At 74.4% G+C, this 14,077-nt stretch carries 13 protein-coding genes and 1 pseudogene; 1 reads left to right on the top strand and 13 read right to left on the bottom strand.

Annotation, left to right across the window (positions count from 1 at the left end; all coding sequences use genetic code 11):
- From D9753_RS08600 to D9753_RS08550, 11 genes and pseudogenes are all read right to left on the bottom strand, one after another.
- Positions 1 to 708, bottom strand: a complete 708-nt coding sequence (locus tag D9753_RS08600; RefSeq protein ID WP_121786463.1) for a beta/alpha barrel domain-containing protein — start codon at positions 706 to 708, stop codon at positions 1 to 3.
- Positions 705 to 1,373, bottom strand: coding sequence for a phosphoribosylanthranilate isomerase (gene trpF / locus D9753_RS08595; RefSeq protein ID WP_121786462.1), 669 nt, complete (start codon positions 1,371 to 1,373; stop codon positions 705 to 707). Before trpF ends, D9753_RS08600 begins: the two co-directional genes overlap by 4 nt.
- On the bottom strand, positions 1,370 to 2,068 hold the full coding sequence (locus D9753_RS08590) for a transglutaminase-like domain-containing protein (RefSeq protein WP_394346694.1): 699 nt from the start codon (positions 2,066 to 2,068) through the stop codon (positions 1,370 to 1,372). Before D9753_RS08590 ends, trpF begins: the two co-directional genes overlap by 4 nt.
- Positions 2,069 to 2,131: 63 nt before the next feature.
- A complete protein-coding gene (locus tag D9753_RS08585) occupies positions 2,132 to 3,271 on the bottom strand; it encodes an acyl-CoA dehydrogenase family protein (protein WP_121786461.1) in 1,140 nt (379 codons plus the stop codon).
- A 7-nt stretch (positions 3,272 to 3,278) separates the two neighbouring features.
- Positions 3,279 to 3,644, bottom strand: a pseudogene (locus tag D9753_RS08580) (ectoine synthase); the annotation flags it as partial.
- Positions 3,631 to 4,476 carry a tryptophan synthase subunit alpha gene (gene trpA / locus D9753_RS08575; RefSeq protein WP_121786460.1) on the bottom strand — a complete coding sequence of 282 codons (846 nt, stop codon included), beginning with the start codon at positions 4,474 to 4,476 and terminating at the stop codon, positions 3,631 to 3,633. The gene trpA and the pseudogene D9753_RS08580, both read right to left, overlap by 14 nt.
- A complete protein-coding gene (locus tag D9753_RS08570; RefSeq protein ID WP_121786459.1) occupies positions 4,469 to 5,503 on the bottom strand; it encodes an anthranilate phosphoribosyltransferase in 1,035 nt (344 codons plus the stop codon). The genes trpA and D9753_RS08570 overlap by 8 nt, the downstream gene beginning before the upstream one ends.
- A gap of 2 nt (positions 5,504 to 5,505) precedes the next feature.
- Positions 5,506 to 5,769, bottom strand: coding sequence for an acyl carrier protein (locus tag D9753_RS08565; protein WP_121786458.1), 264 nt, complete (start codon positions 5,767 to 5,769; stop codon positions 5,506 to 5,508).
- A gap of 1 nt (position 5,770) precedes the next feature.
- A complete protein-coding gene (locus D9753_RS08560; RefSeq protein WP_240468088.1) occupies positions 5,771 to 7,240 on the bottom strand; it encodes an AMP-binding protein in 1,470 nt (489 codons plus the stop codon).
- Positions 7,241 to 7,423: 183 nt separating this feature from the next.
- A complete protein-coding gene (locus D9753_RS08555; protein WP_121786457.1) occupies positions 7,424 to 8,722 on the bottom strand; it encodes an SWIM zinc finger family protein in 1,299 nt (432 codons plus the stop codon).
- Entirely contained in the window at positions 8,719 to 11,541 is a 2,823-nt protein-coding gene (locus D9753_RS08550; protein ID WP_205614091.1) for a DEAD/DEAH box helicase, read from the bottom strand. Before D9753_RS08550 ends, D9753_RS08555 begins: the two co-directional genes overlap by 4 nt.
- A 176-nt stretch (positions 11,542 to 11,717) precedes the next feature.
- On the opposite strand from D9753_RS08550, the gene D9753_RS08545 reads away from it, so the two are divergent.
- Entirely contained in the window at positions 11,718 to 12,011 is a 294-nt protein-coding gene (locus D9753_RS08545) for an antibiotic biosynthesis monooxygenase family protein (protein ID WP_121790975.1), read from the top strand.
- Positions 12,012 to 12,079: 68 nt separating this feature from the next.
- On the opposite strand, the gene D9753_RS08540 is transcribed toward D9753_RS08545, so the two are convergent.
- Together D9753_RS08540 and D9753_RS08535 are read right to left on the bottom strand one after the other, a co-directional pair.
- Positions 12,080 to 13,726: an FAD-dependent oxidoreductase gene (locus D9753_RS08540; protein WP_121786456.1), complete on the bottom strand. Its 1,647-nt coding sequence runs from the start codon at positions 13,724 to 13,726 to the stop codon at positions 12,080 to 12,082.
- Between the two features lie 52 nt (positions 13,727 to 13,778).
- Positions 13,779 to 14,039 (bottom strand): acyl carrier protein, encoded by a 261-nt coding sequence (locus D9753_RS08535; protein ID WP_039656832.1) that lies wholly within the window; start codon positions 14,037 to 14,039, stop codon positions 13,779 to 13,781.
- Between the last annotated feature and the right edge of the window lie 38 nt (positions 14,040 to 14,077).

Here is a 14,077-nt window from a genome sequence, read left to right as displayed (position 1 = left end):
TCAGCGCGGGGCACCCCGGGTGCTCCGCGCGGCGTCGAACTCGGCGCACCAGGCCGTCAGGCTGGGGGTCCGCAGCAGTTCGGTGCCGATCAGCAGGCCGGCGAAACCCGCGCCCAGCAGGCGGGCCGCCGTGACCGGGCCGGTGATGCCGCTCGCGCTCACCGGGTGGCGGGTGCCGGTGGCCCGCACCGCCGGCAGCAGCGACAGGCTGCGGCCCAGATCGGCCGAAAGACGCTCCCGGGTGGCGATGTCCTTGTTGTTGACCGCGACCACGCACTCCGGCCCGCGCGCCACCATGGCCGCCTCGGCCGCGTCGGCGACCTCCACGAAGGGGGTCAGCCCCAGCCCCAGGGCACGGTCGGTCAGCCGGGCCAGCACCCCGGCGGGCAGCAGCCGCCCGGTCAGCAGCACGGCGGAGGCCCCCAGCTCACGGGTCCGCTCCAACTGACGCCTGCTGGTGACGAAGTCCTTGCGCAGCAGCGGCAGCGAGGTGCGGGAGGCGACCTCGCGCAGCAGGTCCTCGGTGCCGCCGAACCAGTGCCCGGTCACCACCGACAGACAGGGCGCGCCGGCGGCCTCGAACCGTTCCACCGTCTCGGCCACGCCCCGGCCGCCCAGCAGATCCCGGCCGTCGGCGTCCCGCAGCTTGACCTCCATGACAAGCGGCCGGGCGGCGGCCGCCAGCGCGTCGCCGAAGGGAGTGTTCACGCGGTCCTCCAGGCGCGGGCGACGGCGCGGGCACGGCCGGCTCGCAGCAGCCCGTCGGCGCCGCGCGCCGCCGAGTCGACATCGATACCGAGGAAGCGCGGATGGGCCCGCGCACCCGCGAAGTCGTGCGCGTTGCCCGCGTGCAGACCGCCCGCCAGCAGGAAGGGCAAACCCGTCCGGTCGGCGAGCGCGGTCACCGCCGCGTCCGCGAGCGGCTCGGCGGTACTGCCGAGCCGGCCGTCGGCGGTGACCGTGTCCACCAGGAAGGAATCGGCGCCGGCCCGTTCGTACGACCCGGTCAGCCGCTCCTCCAGGCACACGCCGTCGCGCAGGTGGAGCACCTTGACGATCTCCAGGGCCGGCGGCCCCGCCCGGCGCAGCGCGCGCACCGTGCCCGGCGGCTGAAAACCGTGCAACTGCACGCACGGCACCCGGGCCGCCGCCATCGCCGCGAGCAGCGCCCGGGTGTCGGAGGAGAACGTGACCAGCACCGGCCTGAGCCGGCCGTCCGCCAGGGCCAGCGCGGCCAGGTCGGCGAGCCGGGCGGCGGTCAGCTCCGCCCGGCCGCCCGGCACACCGTGCCACAGGCCGACGAGATCGGCACCGGCCGCCGCCATCTCCGTGACCTCGGCCTCCGTGGTGGCCCCGCAGAACTTGACGATCACCGCTCGGCCGTCAGGGGTCCGGCCTCCCCGGCCAACGAGCCCTCGGTGAACCCCGTGCCGGACGCGTTCAGCAGACGCGGGTGGGCCGTCCTCAGCTCCTCGACCACCCGCTCGTAGGGCAGGTCGTCGAACTCGCCGTGGTGGCGCAGGAACTCCATGTGCCGGCGGCCCTGGAGGTCGAAGGGGTGGTGCAGGCTGTCCGCGGTGCCGTCGAAGTCCAGCGGCGCCAGCCCGTACAGCCGGCACAGCGCCTTGTTGAACACCGGTGTCGCCCGCACCCAGCGGCCGTCCAGCCGGACCGAGGTGAGACAGTGCATGTGGAAGACGTCACCGCCGATCAGCCGCTTGAGCCGTTCGGAGGCCAGATGGTTGCGTACGTCGGCGAGGACCAGCCGGGCCGGGATGCCGAGCGACCGCAGACCGGCCGCGTACAGCACCGACTTGTGCAGGCACATGCCGGAACCGGTCCGGGCCACCGAACTGGCCCGCAGTCCGGTCCGGGACAGGTCCGCCCCGTACACCTCGTAGCGGACACGGTCGCGCACCGCGTAGTAGAGCGCGACCGCGCGGGCGCGTGGGGTGGTGGCCGAGGAGGGCAGCGCGCCGGCGACGAAGTCGCGGACCTCGGCCGAGGCGTGGTCGAGGAAAGCGGTGGCTCGCAGCGTGCCCATGTCCTCGTGGTGCTGGGTCGTCACGATGGAATCTCTCCGGTCGTGGGCGGTCGTGGGCGGTCGTGGGTCGGAAGGGTGGGCGGCCGGTCACAGGCCGAGCAGGGCCGCGATGCGGTTGCGCTGGATCTCGGACGTGCCCGAGTAGACGGTGGACCCGACCGCATTGCGCAGCTCGGCCTCGACGCCGTACTCGGCCATGTAGCCGTTGCCGCCGAAGATCTGCACGGCGGCCAGGGCGGACGCGACGTTCGCCTCGCTGGTGACGAGCTTGGCCATGGCGATGTCCCGGGTCACGTTCGCGCCGGCCGCCATCCGTTCCGCGGTGGCGTACAGCCAGTGCCGGGCGGTCTCCACCGCGATCTCCATGTCCACGATCCGGTGGGAGACGGCCTGGTTGGCGCCGATGGGCCGGCCGAACTGCTCGCGAGCGCGCGCGTACGCGACACAGCGGGTGACACGGTGGCGCATCTCGCCCGCGTTGACGATGAAGGAGCACAGGATCTCCCGGCGCATCACATGGTCGAGCACCAGGAAGCCGCCGCCGGGCGGGCCGACGACGTGGGACGCGGGCACCCGGCAGTCGTCGAGGAACAACTCGCCGAGCGGCGAGGTGCGCAGACCCATCTTGGCGACGGGCGCGCCGACCCGCAGCCCCGGCGTGTCCCGCTCCACCAGGAACGCGGTCACGCCGAGCGGGCCGGGCCCGTCGCCGGTGCGGGCGTACACCGTGAACAGGTCGGCGACCGGCCCGTTGCTGACGAAGCTCTTGCTGCCGTTCAGCACGTAGTGGTGGCCGTCCCGCACCGCCCTGGTCCGCATGGCCAACGCGTCCGATCCGCTGTCCGGTTCGCTGATGGCGTGGGCGCCGATCCACTCGCCGGAGCAGAGCAGCGGCAGATAGCGCTCCTTGAGGGCCCGCGAGCCGAAGCGCTGGATCGGCACCCCGGTGCTCACCACGTGGGTGCAGACCGAGAAGCTCAGCCCGGCGTCCCGGCAGCCCTCACCGAGCCCCTCCAGGACGTACATCGTGGTCAGCAGCGACTGCCCGAGGCCGCCCCACCGCTCCGGGAAGGGCAGCCCGAGGATGCCGGTCCGGGCCAGCGTCCGCCAGTTCTCGTACGAGAACGAGGCAGCCGCGTCGCGTTCGACGTGACCGGTGTTGAGCTTCTCCAGCCAGGGCGCGAGGCCTTCGCGCAGCGCCCGCTGTTCCGCGGTCCACTCGATCATCAGTAGTGGAGTAGCCGGACGAGTCGAGGTCGTGGCGTTCGTCGCCGCGCAGCGCGGGGGTGAACACGCACACCAGGCGCAGGTCCTCCTCCGGATGCGCGACGAGCCAGTGCGCGTCGTGCCGGTCGAGCGAGTACAGCGTGCCGGGGGTGATCGGGTGGACGGTGCCCTCGGTGTCGATCACCTCGCCGCTGCCCCCTATGCAGTAGCAGGTCTCCAGGTGGTTGCGGTACTCCAGGCGGGACTTGGTGCCCGCGCGGACGGTGGTGTCGGTGACGGTGTAGCCGATGCCGTCGCCCAGAGTGAGAAAGCGGCGGCTCAGGCCGTTGCCCCAGTCGACACTGGTGACCTCTTCGAGCTTACGGACGATCATGGGTGTCGATCCCTTCTTCCGGTTGGCCGGTGTCTGTGCGGACCGGGGCGCGCAGGTCCCGGACGAAGGAGCGCAGCTCCTCGACGGGGTCACGCCCCAGCACGCGGGCCTCTTCGATGCGGGCCACCCCCGCGCTGCCGACCACGGCGGCGTCGGCGCCCAGCCGTGCCACGCGCGCGACGTCGCGGGCGGTCCTGATCCCGAAGCCGACGGCCACGGGCGCGGACGCGGTGGAGCGCAGGGTGGTGAGGACCGCCCCGAGCCGGTCCCGGTTTGGGGCCGCGGTGGTGCCACTGCGGCCGTAGTGCGCGACCAGGTACACATACGCGGAGGCGAGGTCCGCCGCCTCGGCCACGGCGTCGGGGCCGGAGACGGCATAGCAGGTCGTGACGAGCGGCAGTCCCGCCCGGCGCACGGCCTCGTAATGGGCCGCGCGCAGTCGGGGCGGCACCCCGTGCAGCAGCAGCCCGTCGCAGCCGGCGTCGCGGACGGCGGCGGCGAAGTCGGCGGGGGCGGTGTCCCGGGCGGTGTGGCTCCAGTCGGCGAGCAGCGCGATCCGCAGCCGACGCAACCCCGGCCGCACGGACGCGACGGCGTCCAGCACGCCCCGGAACGTCGCTCCGGCGGCCAGCGCCCGGCCGGCGGAGGCCCGCACGACGGGCCCGTCGGTGGCCGAGCCGGGGAACGGCACGGCCAGTTCGAGGCAGTCGACCTCACTCTCGTCGAGCATGGCCGTGAGGTCGGGCAGCGTGTCCAGCGGCGGGTCACCGGCGTTGAGGAACACCGCGAGTCCAGGCCGGCCGGGACGGCGGCGGGCGAAGAACTCAGGCATGGGCGGCCGCCCCCGACCGCAGCCGGGACAGCAGGCCGAGGCCCCGGCCGTCGCGGATCACCTCGCGGGCCGCGTCCAACGCGGCCCCCCAGTCGCCGGTGACCTGCCCGGCCACCGCCAGCGCGGCGGCGTTCAGGGCCACGGTCTCCTCCGCCACCGGTGTGCCCTGCCCGGACAGCACCTCGTGGAAGCGGGCCACCGGGTCGCCGTCCCGCGGCCGCAGCTCGTCCGGCGAGCCCGGACGCAGCCCGAGCCGGGCCGGGTCGAGCACGAACTCGTCCTCCAGGGCACCCTCACACGCGTACACCCGGTTCGGCAGGAAGCTCAGGAGTTCGTCGGCACCCGCCTCGTTGGCGCACAGCCACACCGAGCGGACCTCGCCCCGCGCCAGGTGCCCGGCGGCGTGCCGCAGCCCGGTCAGCAGCCGCCGGTCCGCGACGCCGGTGAGCTGCGCCCTGGCCGGCAGCCGCGCCAGGAAGGGGCCGAGCGCGTTGACGAAACCGCCGAGTCGCCTGATGTCCAGCGGCAGCACGCTCCGGGCCAGCAGGCCGAGTTCGGCCGGGTAGACGAAGGCGCCGGCGAAGGCGATGCCGTGCGCCTCCAGGGACGCGTGCGTCTGCTCGTACGACGCGGTCAGCGGAACCCCGAGCCGCTCCAGCAGGTCGACCGAGCCGAGACCGCCGGTCCAGGCGCGCGATCCGGTCTTCACGACCCGGACGCCCATCGCGGCGGCGACGAACGCGGCGGCCGTCGAGATGTTGAACGTGCGCGGCCCCCCGCCGGTCCCGACGATGTTGACGGCGGTGCCGACCTCGGCGGGCACGTCGGCGGACCGGTACCCGGCCAGCGAGTCCAGGAGGCCGGTCAGGGTGGTGCGGTCGGGCATCCGGGTGGCCAGCGAGGCGAGCAGGGCCACCGACTCGCCCCGCCGCAGCCCGCCCTCGCGCAGCCGGTCCCAGAACGACCGCCAGACCGGCGCTTCCACGGGCCGCTCCCGCTGGAGCAGCATGGTGACGGCTTCGTGCACGGCTACGCGCTCTTCGCCCGCTGCGGCGACGCGTGCGTGATGAACGCGTCGATGGCCGCCACCGTGTGGAAGGATTCCGGCCGCAGCTCGACCGTGTCGGTGTCGATCCCGTACCGGTCCTCGATCCAGGCGATCACCTTCAGCAGCCCCAGACTGTCGATCACCCCGCTCGCCAGCAGGTCGTAGTCGGCGTCCAGTTCGGCCGGAGACACGTCCGGCAGGAACTCCGCGACCACGAACTCCTTGATGGCCTGGGCGTAAGGCATGTCAGCTCTCCTCGGTGAAGTGGACTCGTACGGCGCGCTCCCGGTCGACCTTGCCGGTGGCGGTCCTGGGCAGCGGCTCGTCGGTGATCAGCAGGGCCGCGGGGATCGCGGCCCGGGGCAGTGCGCGCGCCAGATGCCCGCGCAGGGCCAGGCTGTTGACCCCGGTGCCGGGGCCACGGCGCGCCACGGCGTGCAGCCTCCGCCCGGCCACCGGGTCGGGCACCGCCACCACGGCGGCCTCGGCGACGTCCGGGTGCGCCAGCAGCAGGTGTTCGACCTCCTGCGGGTTGACCCGGACGCCGCGGACCTTGACCTGGAAGTCGGTGCGCCCCACCAGGGTGAGCGTTCCGTCGGCCGAGCGGCGCACCAGGTCGCCGCTGCGGAACCAGCACCGCTCGTCCGCTCCCTCCGGATGCGGGACGAACGCGCCGGACGCGGCGGCCGCGCCGAGGTAGCCCTCGCTCTGGAAGGGGGTGGAGACGTACAGCTCACCGGTCCCCGGCCCGTCCAGCACCCGGCCCTCCGCGCCGACGAGCAGGGCCGCCACGCCGGGCAGCGGCTGCCCGATCGGCAGCGGGCGATCGGGGTCCGGGGCGCCGCGCAGTTCGTACAGGAAGCTGTCGTTGGTCTCGGTGCAGCCGTAGACGTTGTACAGCCGGGCACGGGGCAGCAGTCCCGGCAGCGCCGCCAGGACCGGGGCGGGCATGGTGTCCCCGGTGAAGACGGCGTGCCGGACGGACGGGAGCGTACGGCCCCCGGCGCGGGCGGCGTCGGCCAGGAGCCGGTAGAACATCGGCACCGACTGGACCACCTCGGGGCGCTCGCGCTCGACGAGGTCGAGGAGGCGGCCGCCGTCGGTGACGCGGTCCGCGTCCACCAGGACGACCCGTCCACCACGGGCGAGGGTCGTCCACACGTCCAGCAGGCACACGTCGAAGTTCAACGGCGCGTAGTTGAGCACGGTCGTGCCGGGGCCGATACCGAAGGCGTTGCCCGCCCAGACCACGAAACGGTCCAGCGCGGCACCGGGTAGCGGGACGATCTTGGGCAGACCGGTGGATCCGGAGGTGGTGAGGAGCAGTGCGGTCCCGGTGAGGTCCGCGCCCGGGGAGCGGCGGGCCGCGGGCGGTCGCCCCGGAGCGAGCACATGGCCCACACCGGCCTGCTCGTACAGCCGCTCCATGACGTCCGCGCCCAGGGCTGGTGACGGCAGCAGCAGCGGGCGCCGGGCCAGCAGACAGGCCAGGACCAGCGCGACGGTCCGGGGCGACTTGACCGCCGGCAGGGCCACCGGCGCGCCGGCCGGCAGCGCGGCGATCCGGTCCCGTGCCCGCTCCGCGTGGGCGAGCAGCGCCCCGTAGCCGACCGAGTGCCCCCGCCACACCAGGGCGGTCGCCGCCGGCGTCCGCCGGGCCTGGTCCACGAAGCTCTCGACGAGCGGACGCGGCCCCGCGATGGTGGTGCCCTCCACGATGCCTCCTTCCGGTCCGCGCCCCGCCGGGGTCCGGCGAACGCGTTGATCCCCATGGTGGTTCCGGCATCTGGAGGCTCGTTGGAGCCTGACTCGGCGGGCGGTGGCCGTCGGGAGCACGGGAAAGCGGCCGGTCCGCGCCCCGGTGCGGGGGCGGGCCGGCCGCCGGTGGCGGTCGGGCGGTCAGCCGTCGAGGAGTTCGGCGAGCGCCAGCACGGGGTCGTGCGCGGGCGGCCCGGCGGGCCACCAGGTGCCGGACCGCTCCCGGTACGGATACCAGCGGCCGTCGCGCCCGTACCGTAGTTGCAGGCCCCGGCCCGGCAGCGTCCAGCGGTTGTCACGGACGACCGGTTCGGGCAGCCCCTCGTCCTCCCAGCCCGTCGAGAGCGCCGTGCACGCGCGGACCATGTCGGGCCCCTCGGGCTGCCATGCCTCTTCGAGCACCTCCAGTGCCGCGGCTCCGCCCCACCGCCACGCCTCGGCCGCCCGGTCCAGCTCCTCCGGCCGGTCGCAGGCGTCCCGCAGCCGCGCGGGCACCCGGGGGTCGGGGTGGGTGGCGGCGATCCGTACGGTGTCCTGCCACCGGCCGAGGAGCCGGGGCGGCCCGTCGCCCGCCCCCAGGGTGTACGCGAGGAGTTCCCGGGCGCGTACGGCCGCGTCGGCGACCAGCCGCTCCAGCGGGTCCGCCTCGATGCCGGTGACCGGCTCGGTGCCGTCCTGCGGCGGGTCGGGCAGCGGGGGGAGCGGGGGAAGGGGGACGGCCGGGCGGGCGTACGCCTCGTCGGCGGGGGTGCCGACAGCGGGGGGCCCGGTGACGGCCGGAGCGTCCGGCCGCACCGCCTCCGTGCCGGCGTCCTCCTCGTCCTCCCCGTCCCCGGTGGTCTCGGTCATGGCGCGCAGGAGGAGGACGGACTTCAGCTCCTCCAGGGCCGTACCCCAGTCCCGGCCGCGTACCAGCAGCAGGAGCTGCGGTTCCTCGTCGAGCAGCCAGGAGAACTGGTAGCCGAGCGCGATCGCGTGCGCGCACGGATGGTCCGGCTCGTCGCAACCGCAGTCCGGTTCCAGCTCGCCGTAGCCCGGAAGCAGCCCCAGCCGGGCGTCCTCCGCCGCCTCCAGGAGATCCGGCGGCAGCTCACCGGCGAGCAGCGCTTCCGTCTCCGCCGGCCGGTCCGCGGTGCGTTCCCACAGGGCGTCCCACTGCTCGTCGTCCAGCTCGGGGAGGGCGAGGACCACCGTGTACGGCTCGTCGGCGCCGTCGTCGTACACCTGTGTGCTGACCCGCCCGGGACCGACCGTGAGGGGGCCGAGGCGACCGGAGCGGGCGACGGTCCGCCCCTTTTTCAGCGGTTCCTCCTCGGGCCAGCCGTCCTCCATCGACTCCACCCAGGCCCGGCTCCACCAGGACTGGCCGCGGATCCGGCCGCCCCTGCGGGAGGGGAAGGCGGCGAAACCCCGCGGCCGGTTGTCGTGTTCGTCGCTCATTCCGCGCTCCTCAGCTCCACCAGGTTCGCCAACTCGTCGTTCCCGAGCCGGCTCAGCGCCCGTTCGCCGCTGTCGACGACCGCGTCGGCCAGTTTCCGCTTGGCCTCCATCAGGGCCGCGATACGGTCCTCGACCGTGCCCTCCGCGATCATCCGGTGCACCTGCACCGGCCGGGTCTGCCCGATGCGGTGGGCCCGGTCGGTCGCCTGGGCCTCGACGGCCGGGTTCCACCAGCGGTCGTAGTGCACGACGTGGTCGGCCCGGGTCAGGTTGAGGCCCGTACCGGCCGCCCTCAGCGACAGCAGGAAGACCGGCACCTCGCCGTCCTGGAAGCGGCGGACCATCTCCTCCCGCCGGGGCACCGGCGTCCCGCCGTGCAGCAGCTGGGCCGTGACGCCCCGGTCCCGCAGGTGCCGTTCCAGCAGTCGCGCCATCGCCACGTACTGGGTGAACACCAGCGCCGCGCCGTCCTCCGCCAGGATCGTGTCCAGCAGCTCGTCCAGCAGGGCCAGTTTGCCGGAGCGGCCGGTCAGCTTCGGCTCCTCCTCCTTGAGGAACTGCGCCGGGTGGTTGCAGATCTGCTTCAGACCCGTGAGCAGCTTGAGGACCAGACCGCTGCGGGCGATTCCCTCGGTCGACCGGATCTCGGCCATCACGGCGCGCACATGCTGCTCGTAGAGGGCGGACTGCTCGGCGGTCAGCGGCACCGGACGGTCCGTCTCGGTCTTGGGCGGCAGTTCGGGCGCCACACCCGGGTCGGACTTGCGGCGGCGCAGCAGGAAGGGCCGGACGAGACCGGCGAGCCGCCCGGCGGTGGCGCCGGGGCCGACCCCGTCCCCGGCGCTCGCGGCGGACCGCTCGGCCTCGATCGGGGCGATCCAGCGGCGGCGGAAGCGGCTGTGGGTGCCGAGCAGACCGGGCGTGGTCCAGTCGAGGAGCGCCCACAGTTCGGAGAGGCTGTTCTCCACAGGGGTGCCGGTGAGCGCGACCCGCGCGTCCGCCGGGATCAGCCGCAGCGCCCTGGCCGTGGCGGACGACGCGTTCTTCACGTGCTGGGCCTCGTCGGCGACGACCAACCCCCAGCGCCGGCCGCCGAGCCGCTCGGCGTCCAGGCGCATCGTGCCGTAGGTGGTCAGCACGAAGCCGCCGTCCGCGCCCTCGACGCTGCGGCCGGCGCCGTGGAAGCGGCGCACGGCGGTGCCGGGGGCGAACCGGCGGATCTCCCGCTCCCAGTTGCCCAGCAGCGACGCCGGGCACACCACGAGGGTGGGGCCGCGGCTTGCCTCGTGCTCCTGGCGGAAGAGGTGGAGCGCGATGACCTGGATCGTCTTGCCGAGGCCCATGTCGTCGGCGAGACAGCCGCCGAGGCCGAGCGAGGTCATCCGCGCCAGCCAGGCCAGTCCGCGCGACTGGTAGTCGCGCAGGGTCGCGGCGAGCCCCGCCGGCTGTTCGACGGGCGCGTCACCGGCGAGGTCGGTCAGCAGCGTGCGCAGCGCGCGCAGCCAGGGACCGTCGGCGACGGCCACCTGTTCGCCGCCGATCTCCGCGTACCCGGTGAGGGCGACCGCCAGGGTCTCCACGGCGGTGAGCGGAGGCAGCACGCGGTCCCGGGCCCTGCGGGCGAGTTCCGGGCCGACGAACGCCCAGCCGCCGCGCACCCGGACCACCGGCCGTCCCGCTTCGGCGACGGCCGCCGTCTCCTCCTCGGTCAGCGGAACGTCGTCGAGGCAGAGCTGCCAGCGCAGGCCGACGGTGCCGCCCCCGCCGAGGAAGGAGCGCAGGTCGGACGGCGGGGTGCGGTCCGCGCCCACCGTGGCCCGAGCGGTCAGCCGCCGTTTCGCCTCGTCCGGCCAGCGCACGTCGATGCCGTGCGCCCGCAGCCGGGCCGCCGCACCGCCCAGCAGCTGGCTGAACTCCTCGTCGGCGAGGTCGAGCCGCCGGGGCACCGGCAGCAGGCGGGCGAGCGGTTCCCACACGGTGGCGGCGCGGCGCACGGCGCGGACGGTGTCGGCCTGGGCCACGGGTCCCAGCGTGTGCGGGGCGCCGTCGAAGAGTTCCGAGGCGGTCAGTTCCACGGTCGGGTCGGCGAGATCGGACACCAGGAGGACGATCCGGCCGACCGGCGCGCCGTCCGTGCCGTCGGCCAGCCGCACGGAAAGCGAGACCCGTACGCCGGAGTCGACACCGAGCGCGATCTCCTCCGCCCAGGAGCGCAGTTGCGGCACGTGCTGGGGTGCGGTCGCGGCGAACGCGGCCCGGCCGGTGGCCGCCTCGGCGGCCGCGGTGCGCGGCAGCGTGTCGGCGACGGCGTCCAGAAAGGCGCGCAGCGCTGTGTCTGCGGGCGGCAGCAGCGTGGTCCCGGGCACGGGCACGGCGAGGGCCTCGGGCGGGGCGGCGGCCGCCAGCTCGCGCAGCCGCAGCACGTCGGCGGGGTCGAACGGGCCGACCCGCCAGGAGTCGTAACCGCCCGTGGAGACGCCGGGCAGGAGCCGTTCGCGGGCGGCCAGATGGAGCGCCAGCGCGGTGGCGGCGCCCCAGAAGGCCGCCGCGGGGTGGACCGCGTCGCCGCCGTACTCGCGCCGGGCAAGGGTCAGGACCGGCAGCGCGTCGGCGACGGGCAGCCACAGGACGGGGACCGGGCGCCGTCCGTGGGCTGTGACGAGCCCGGCCTCCGCGGGGGCGGCGCCGGGCAGTGCGGGCGGGTCCCCGCCGTCCGGGCCCCAGAAGGCCATCCGCCCCGTACGGGCCGGGTCACCCGGCTCGAAGGCGACCGCGTACCGCGCCAGCCGTCGGGCGTGCTCACGCGCAATCCACACCATGGGTCCCGCTTTCATGTTTCCGCTGTTCCGCTGTTCCGCTGTTCCGCTGTTCCGCTGTTCCGCTGTTCCGCTGTCCCGCTGGTCCGGGTCGGGCGGCCCAGCCGCGTTCCACGGCCATTCGAGTGCCGTCTGTGACGGTGACCGTGCTTCCCGCTGTCTCCCAGAAGGAACTCTCCGTGATCACACTAATCAACCGGTTCCAACTCACCGGCTCTGCCGAGGAGTTCGAGCGTGCCTTCGACAGCACCTCGGCGTTCTTCGCCGCCCAGCCCGGCTTCGTCCGCCACCGTCTGCTGCGCCACCTGGACCGGCCCGGACGCTATGTCAACGTGGCCGACTGGGAGGACGAGCGGTCCTTCCGCCAGGCGCTGCGGCAGCCGGAGTTCGCCGCGCACCGCGCCGCGCTGCGCGCGCTGAGCGACAGCAACCCAGAGCTGTACACCCCGCTCCTGGAGCGCGTGCCGTCCTGAGCGTCCGGACAGCCCGGGGAGGGACGGCGCCCGCGGCGCCGCCCCTCCCCTTCGTGTCCCGGGCCCCGTCACACGGGCCGCACGCCCAGGTCGTGCCCGAACACCTGCCGCGGGTCCCAGACGGCCTTGATCCGCTGGAGGCGAGCGTAGTTGTCCTTGTAGTACAGGCGGTGCCAGGGCACCCCGGAGGTGTTCCACTCGGGGTCGGCCATGTCGAGGTCCGGGTAGTTGATGTAGCAGCCGTCGGCGCCGCCCCGTCCCGGCACCGGCACGCCGCCCGTCGTGGCGAACACGTCCTGGTACATGCGCCGCAGCCAGCCGATGTTCTCGGCGTCGGCGTCGGGGTCCTGCCAGGTGTTCATGAAGATGACGTTCACCACCGCGTCCCGGTGCGCGGTGGCGGTGGCCGAGGAGCCCACGGTGTTGATCCGGCCGCCGTACGACTGGAGCGACACGCTGGCCGCCTCGCTGCCGTGGTCGGCGCTGTCGAGGTGGGTGAACAGGGCATCGATCTGCCGGTCCGTCAGGGAACGGCGAAGGTAGGCGGACTTGATCTTCTGCCGGCCCTTCTCCGCGTCCTGGGCCTCGGTGAGCTGCGTCGTGGCGGTGAACCAGGGGACCCGGACGGTCCCGGGGACGTACGGCGTGACGCCGACGCCCTCCGTCACGGCCGTCACGTACCGCTCCAGCAGCCGCTCGGCGTCCGGCAGCCCGGCGTCGACATGGGTGAAGCTGACGGCGCTGTGGCCAGGGTCGTTCTCCCGCAGCCGGCTCAGCAGCACCAGTCCGCCGTACAGGCCGGTGTACGGGGACCCGGCGCCGCTGTTGCGCTCGTGCCAGCGGCCGAAGTCGCCGACCAGCCGCCGCATCGCCGCCCGGTCCATGCCCTCGCGGGGGAAGATCACCGCGCTGGACAGGATCTCGGCGGGCGGGCGCGGGAGCAGGTGGGCGGGGTCGTCGCCGGTGGCACCGGGGGAGCGGAACCAGTAGCGGGTGACGACACCGAAGTTGCCGCCGCCACCGCCCGTATGGGCCCACCACAGGTCGCGGTGGGGGTCCTCGGGTTCGCGGGTGGCCACCACGGCACGGGCCCGGCCCGCGGCGTCGGCGACGACGACCTCGACGGCGTACACGTGGTCGGCGGCGACACCGAAGCGCCGGGACAGCGCCCCGTACCCGCCGCCCGCCACGTGCCCGCCGATGCCGACGGTGGCGCTGGCCCCGCCGGGCAGGGTGACGCCCCAGGTGTCGTAAAGCCTGCGGTACACGTCCATCAGCCGCGCACCCGACTCGATCATGACCGCGCGCATCCGCGGGTCGTACGCGACGGCGTTCATGTCGCCGAGGTCGATCACCAGGCGCACGGCCGGGTCGCCCACGAAGTTCTCGTAGCAGTGGCCGCCGCTGCGCACCGCGACCCGCTGGCCGGAACGGGCGGCCTCGCCGACGGCACGGACCACCTCCTCGGTGGTCGTGGCCACGCGGAAGGCCGCCGGGCGCGCGGTGAACCGCTTGTTGCGGCCGCGGGTGGCGAGTACCTCGTACCGGGGGTCGCCCGGAGTGATGTCGGCGCCGCCCCCCGTAACGCCCGGCCCGCGGTGCCCGCCGGTGGTGGCCGCCGCGGCCGGGACGGGGCTCATCCCCGCGCCGAGGAGTCCGGCGGCCCCGACGGTGAACGTGCCGGCGACGAAACGCCGGCGGCTTGGAGTGGTCATCGTGTCCCTTCTCGGTGGGTCGTGCCGTGCGGTGTAAGGGTCCTCGCCACGGTCAGGCCGCCTCCCTGGCCGCCAGGGCCCGGTTGACGGCGTCCAGGTAGGCGCGCGGCGTCCCGGCGCCGTCGATGGCCTCGTCGAGTGTCACCTCGTAGTCGCGCTCGATGCGTCCGGTGGTCTGGAGCATGGCCAGCGAGTCGTAGCCGAGGTCGGTGAAGGGGATGTCCAGGACGTCGCCGTCCAGGTCGACGCCCTCGTCCTCGCCGGCGCACTCGCGCAGCAGGGCGGTCAGTTCGCTCAGTTCCAGCTGCTTCATCACACTGTCTCTCCGCGTGCCGGGCACGCGCGTCGGTG

The sequence above is a fragment of the Streptomyces dangxiongensis genome, assembly GCF_003675325.1.
Lineage (GTDB): Bacteria > Actinomycetota > Actinomycetes > Streptomycetales > Streptomycetaceae > Streptomyces > Streptomyces dangxiongensis.
Note: the sequence above shows the minus strand (reverse complement) of the source record. Positions and strands in the feature narration are given on the sequence as shown.

Excerpts from the sequence above, each read along its gene's own strand:
- D9753_RS08585 (WP_121786461.1), bottom strand. The coding sequence starts at position 3,271 with ATGATCGAGTGGACCGCGGAACAGCGGGCGCTGCGCGAAGGCCTCGCG.
- trpA (WP_121786460.1), bottom strand. The coding sequence starts at position 4,476 with ATGCCTGAGTTCTTCGCCCGCCGCCGTCCCGGCCGGCCTGGACTCGCG.
- D9753_RS08565 (WP_121786458.1), bottom strand. The coding sequence starts at position 5,769 with ATGCCTTACGCCCAGGCCATCAAGGAGTTCGTGGTCGCGGAGTTCCTG.
- D9753_RS08555 (WP_121786457.1), bottom strand. The coding sequence starts at position 8,722 with ATGAGCGACGAACACGACAACCGGCCGCGGGGTTTCGCCGCCTTCCCC.
- D9753_RS08550 (WP_205614091.1), bottom strand. The coding sequence starts at position 11,541 with ATGGTGTGGATTGCGCGTGAGCACGCCCGACGGCTGGCGCGGTACGCG.
- D9753_RS08540 (WP_121786456.1), bottom strand. The coding sequence starts at position 13,726 with ATGACCACTCCAAGCCGCCGGCGTTTCGTCGCCGGCACGTTCACCGTC.
- D9753_RS08535 (WP_039656832.1), bottom strand. The coding sequence starts at position 14,039 with ATGAAGCAGCTGGAACTGAGCGAACTGACCGCCCTGCTGCGCGAGTGC.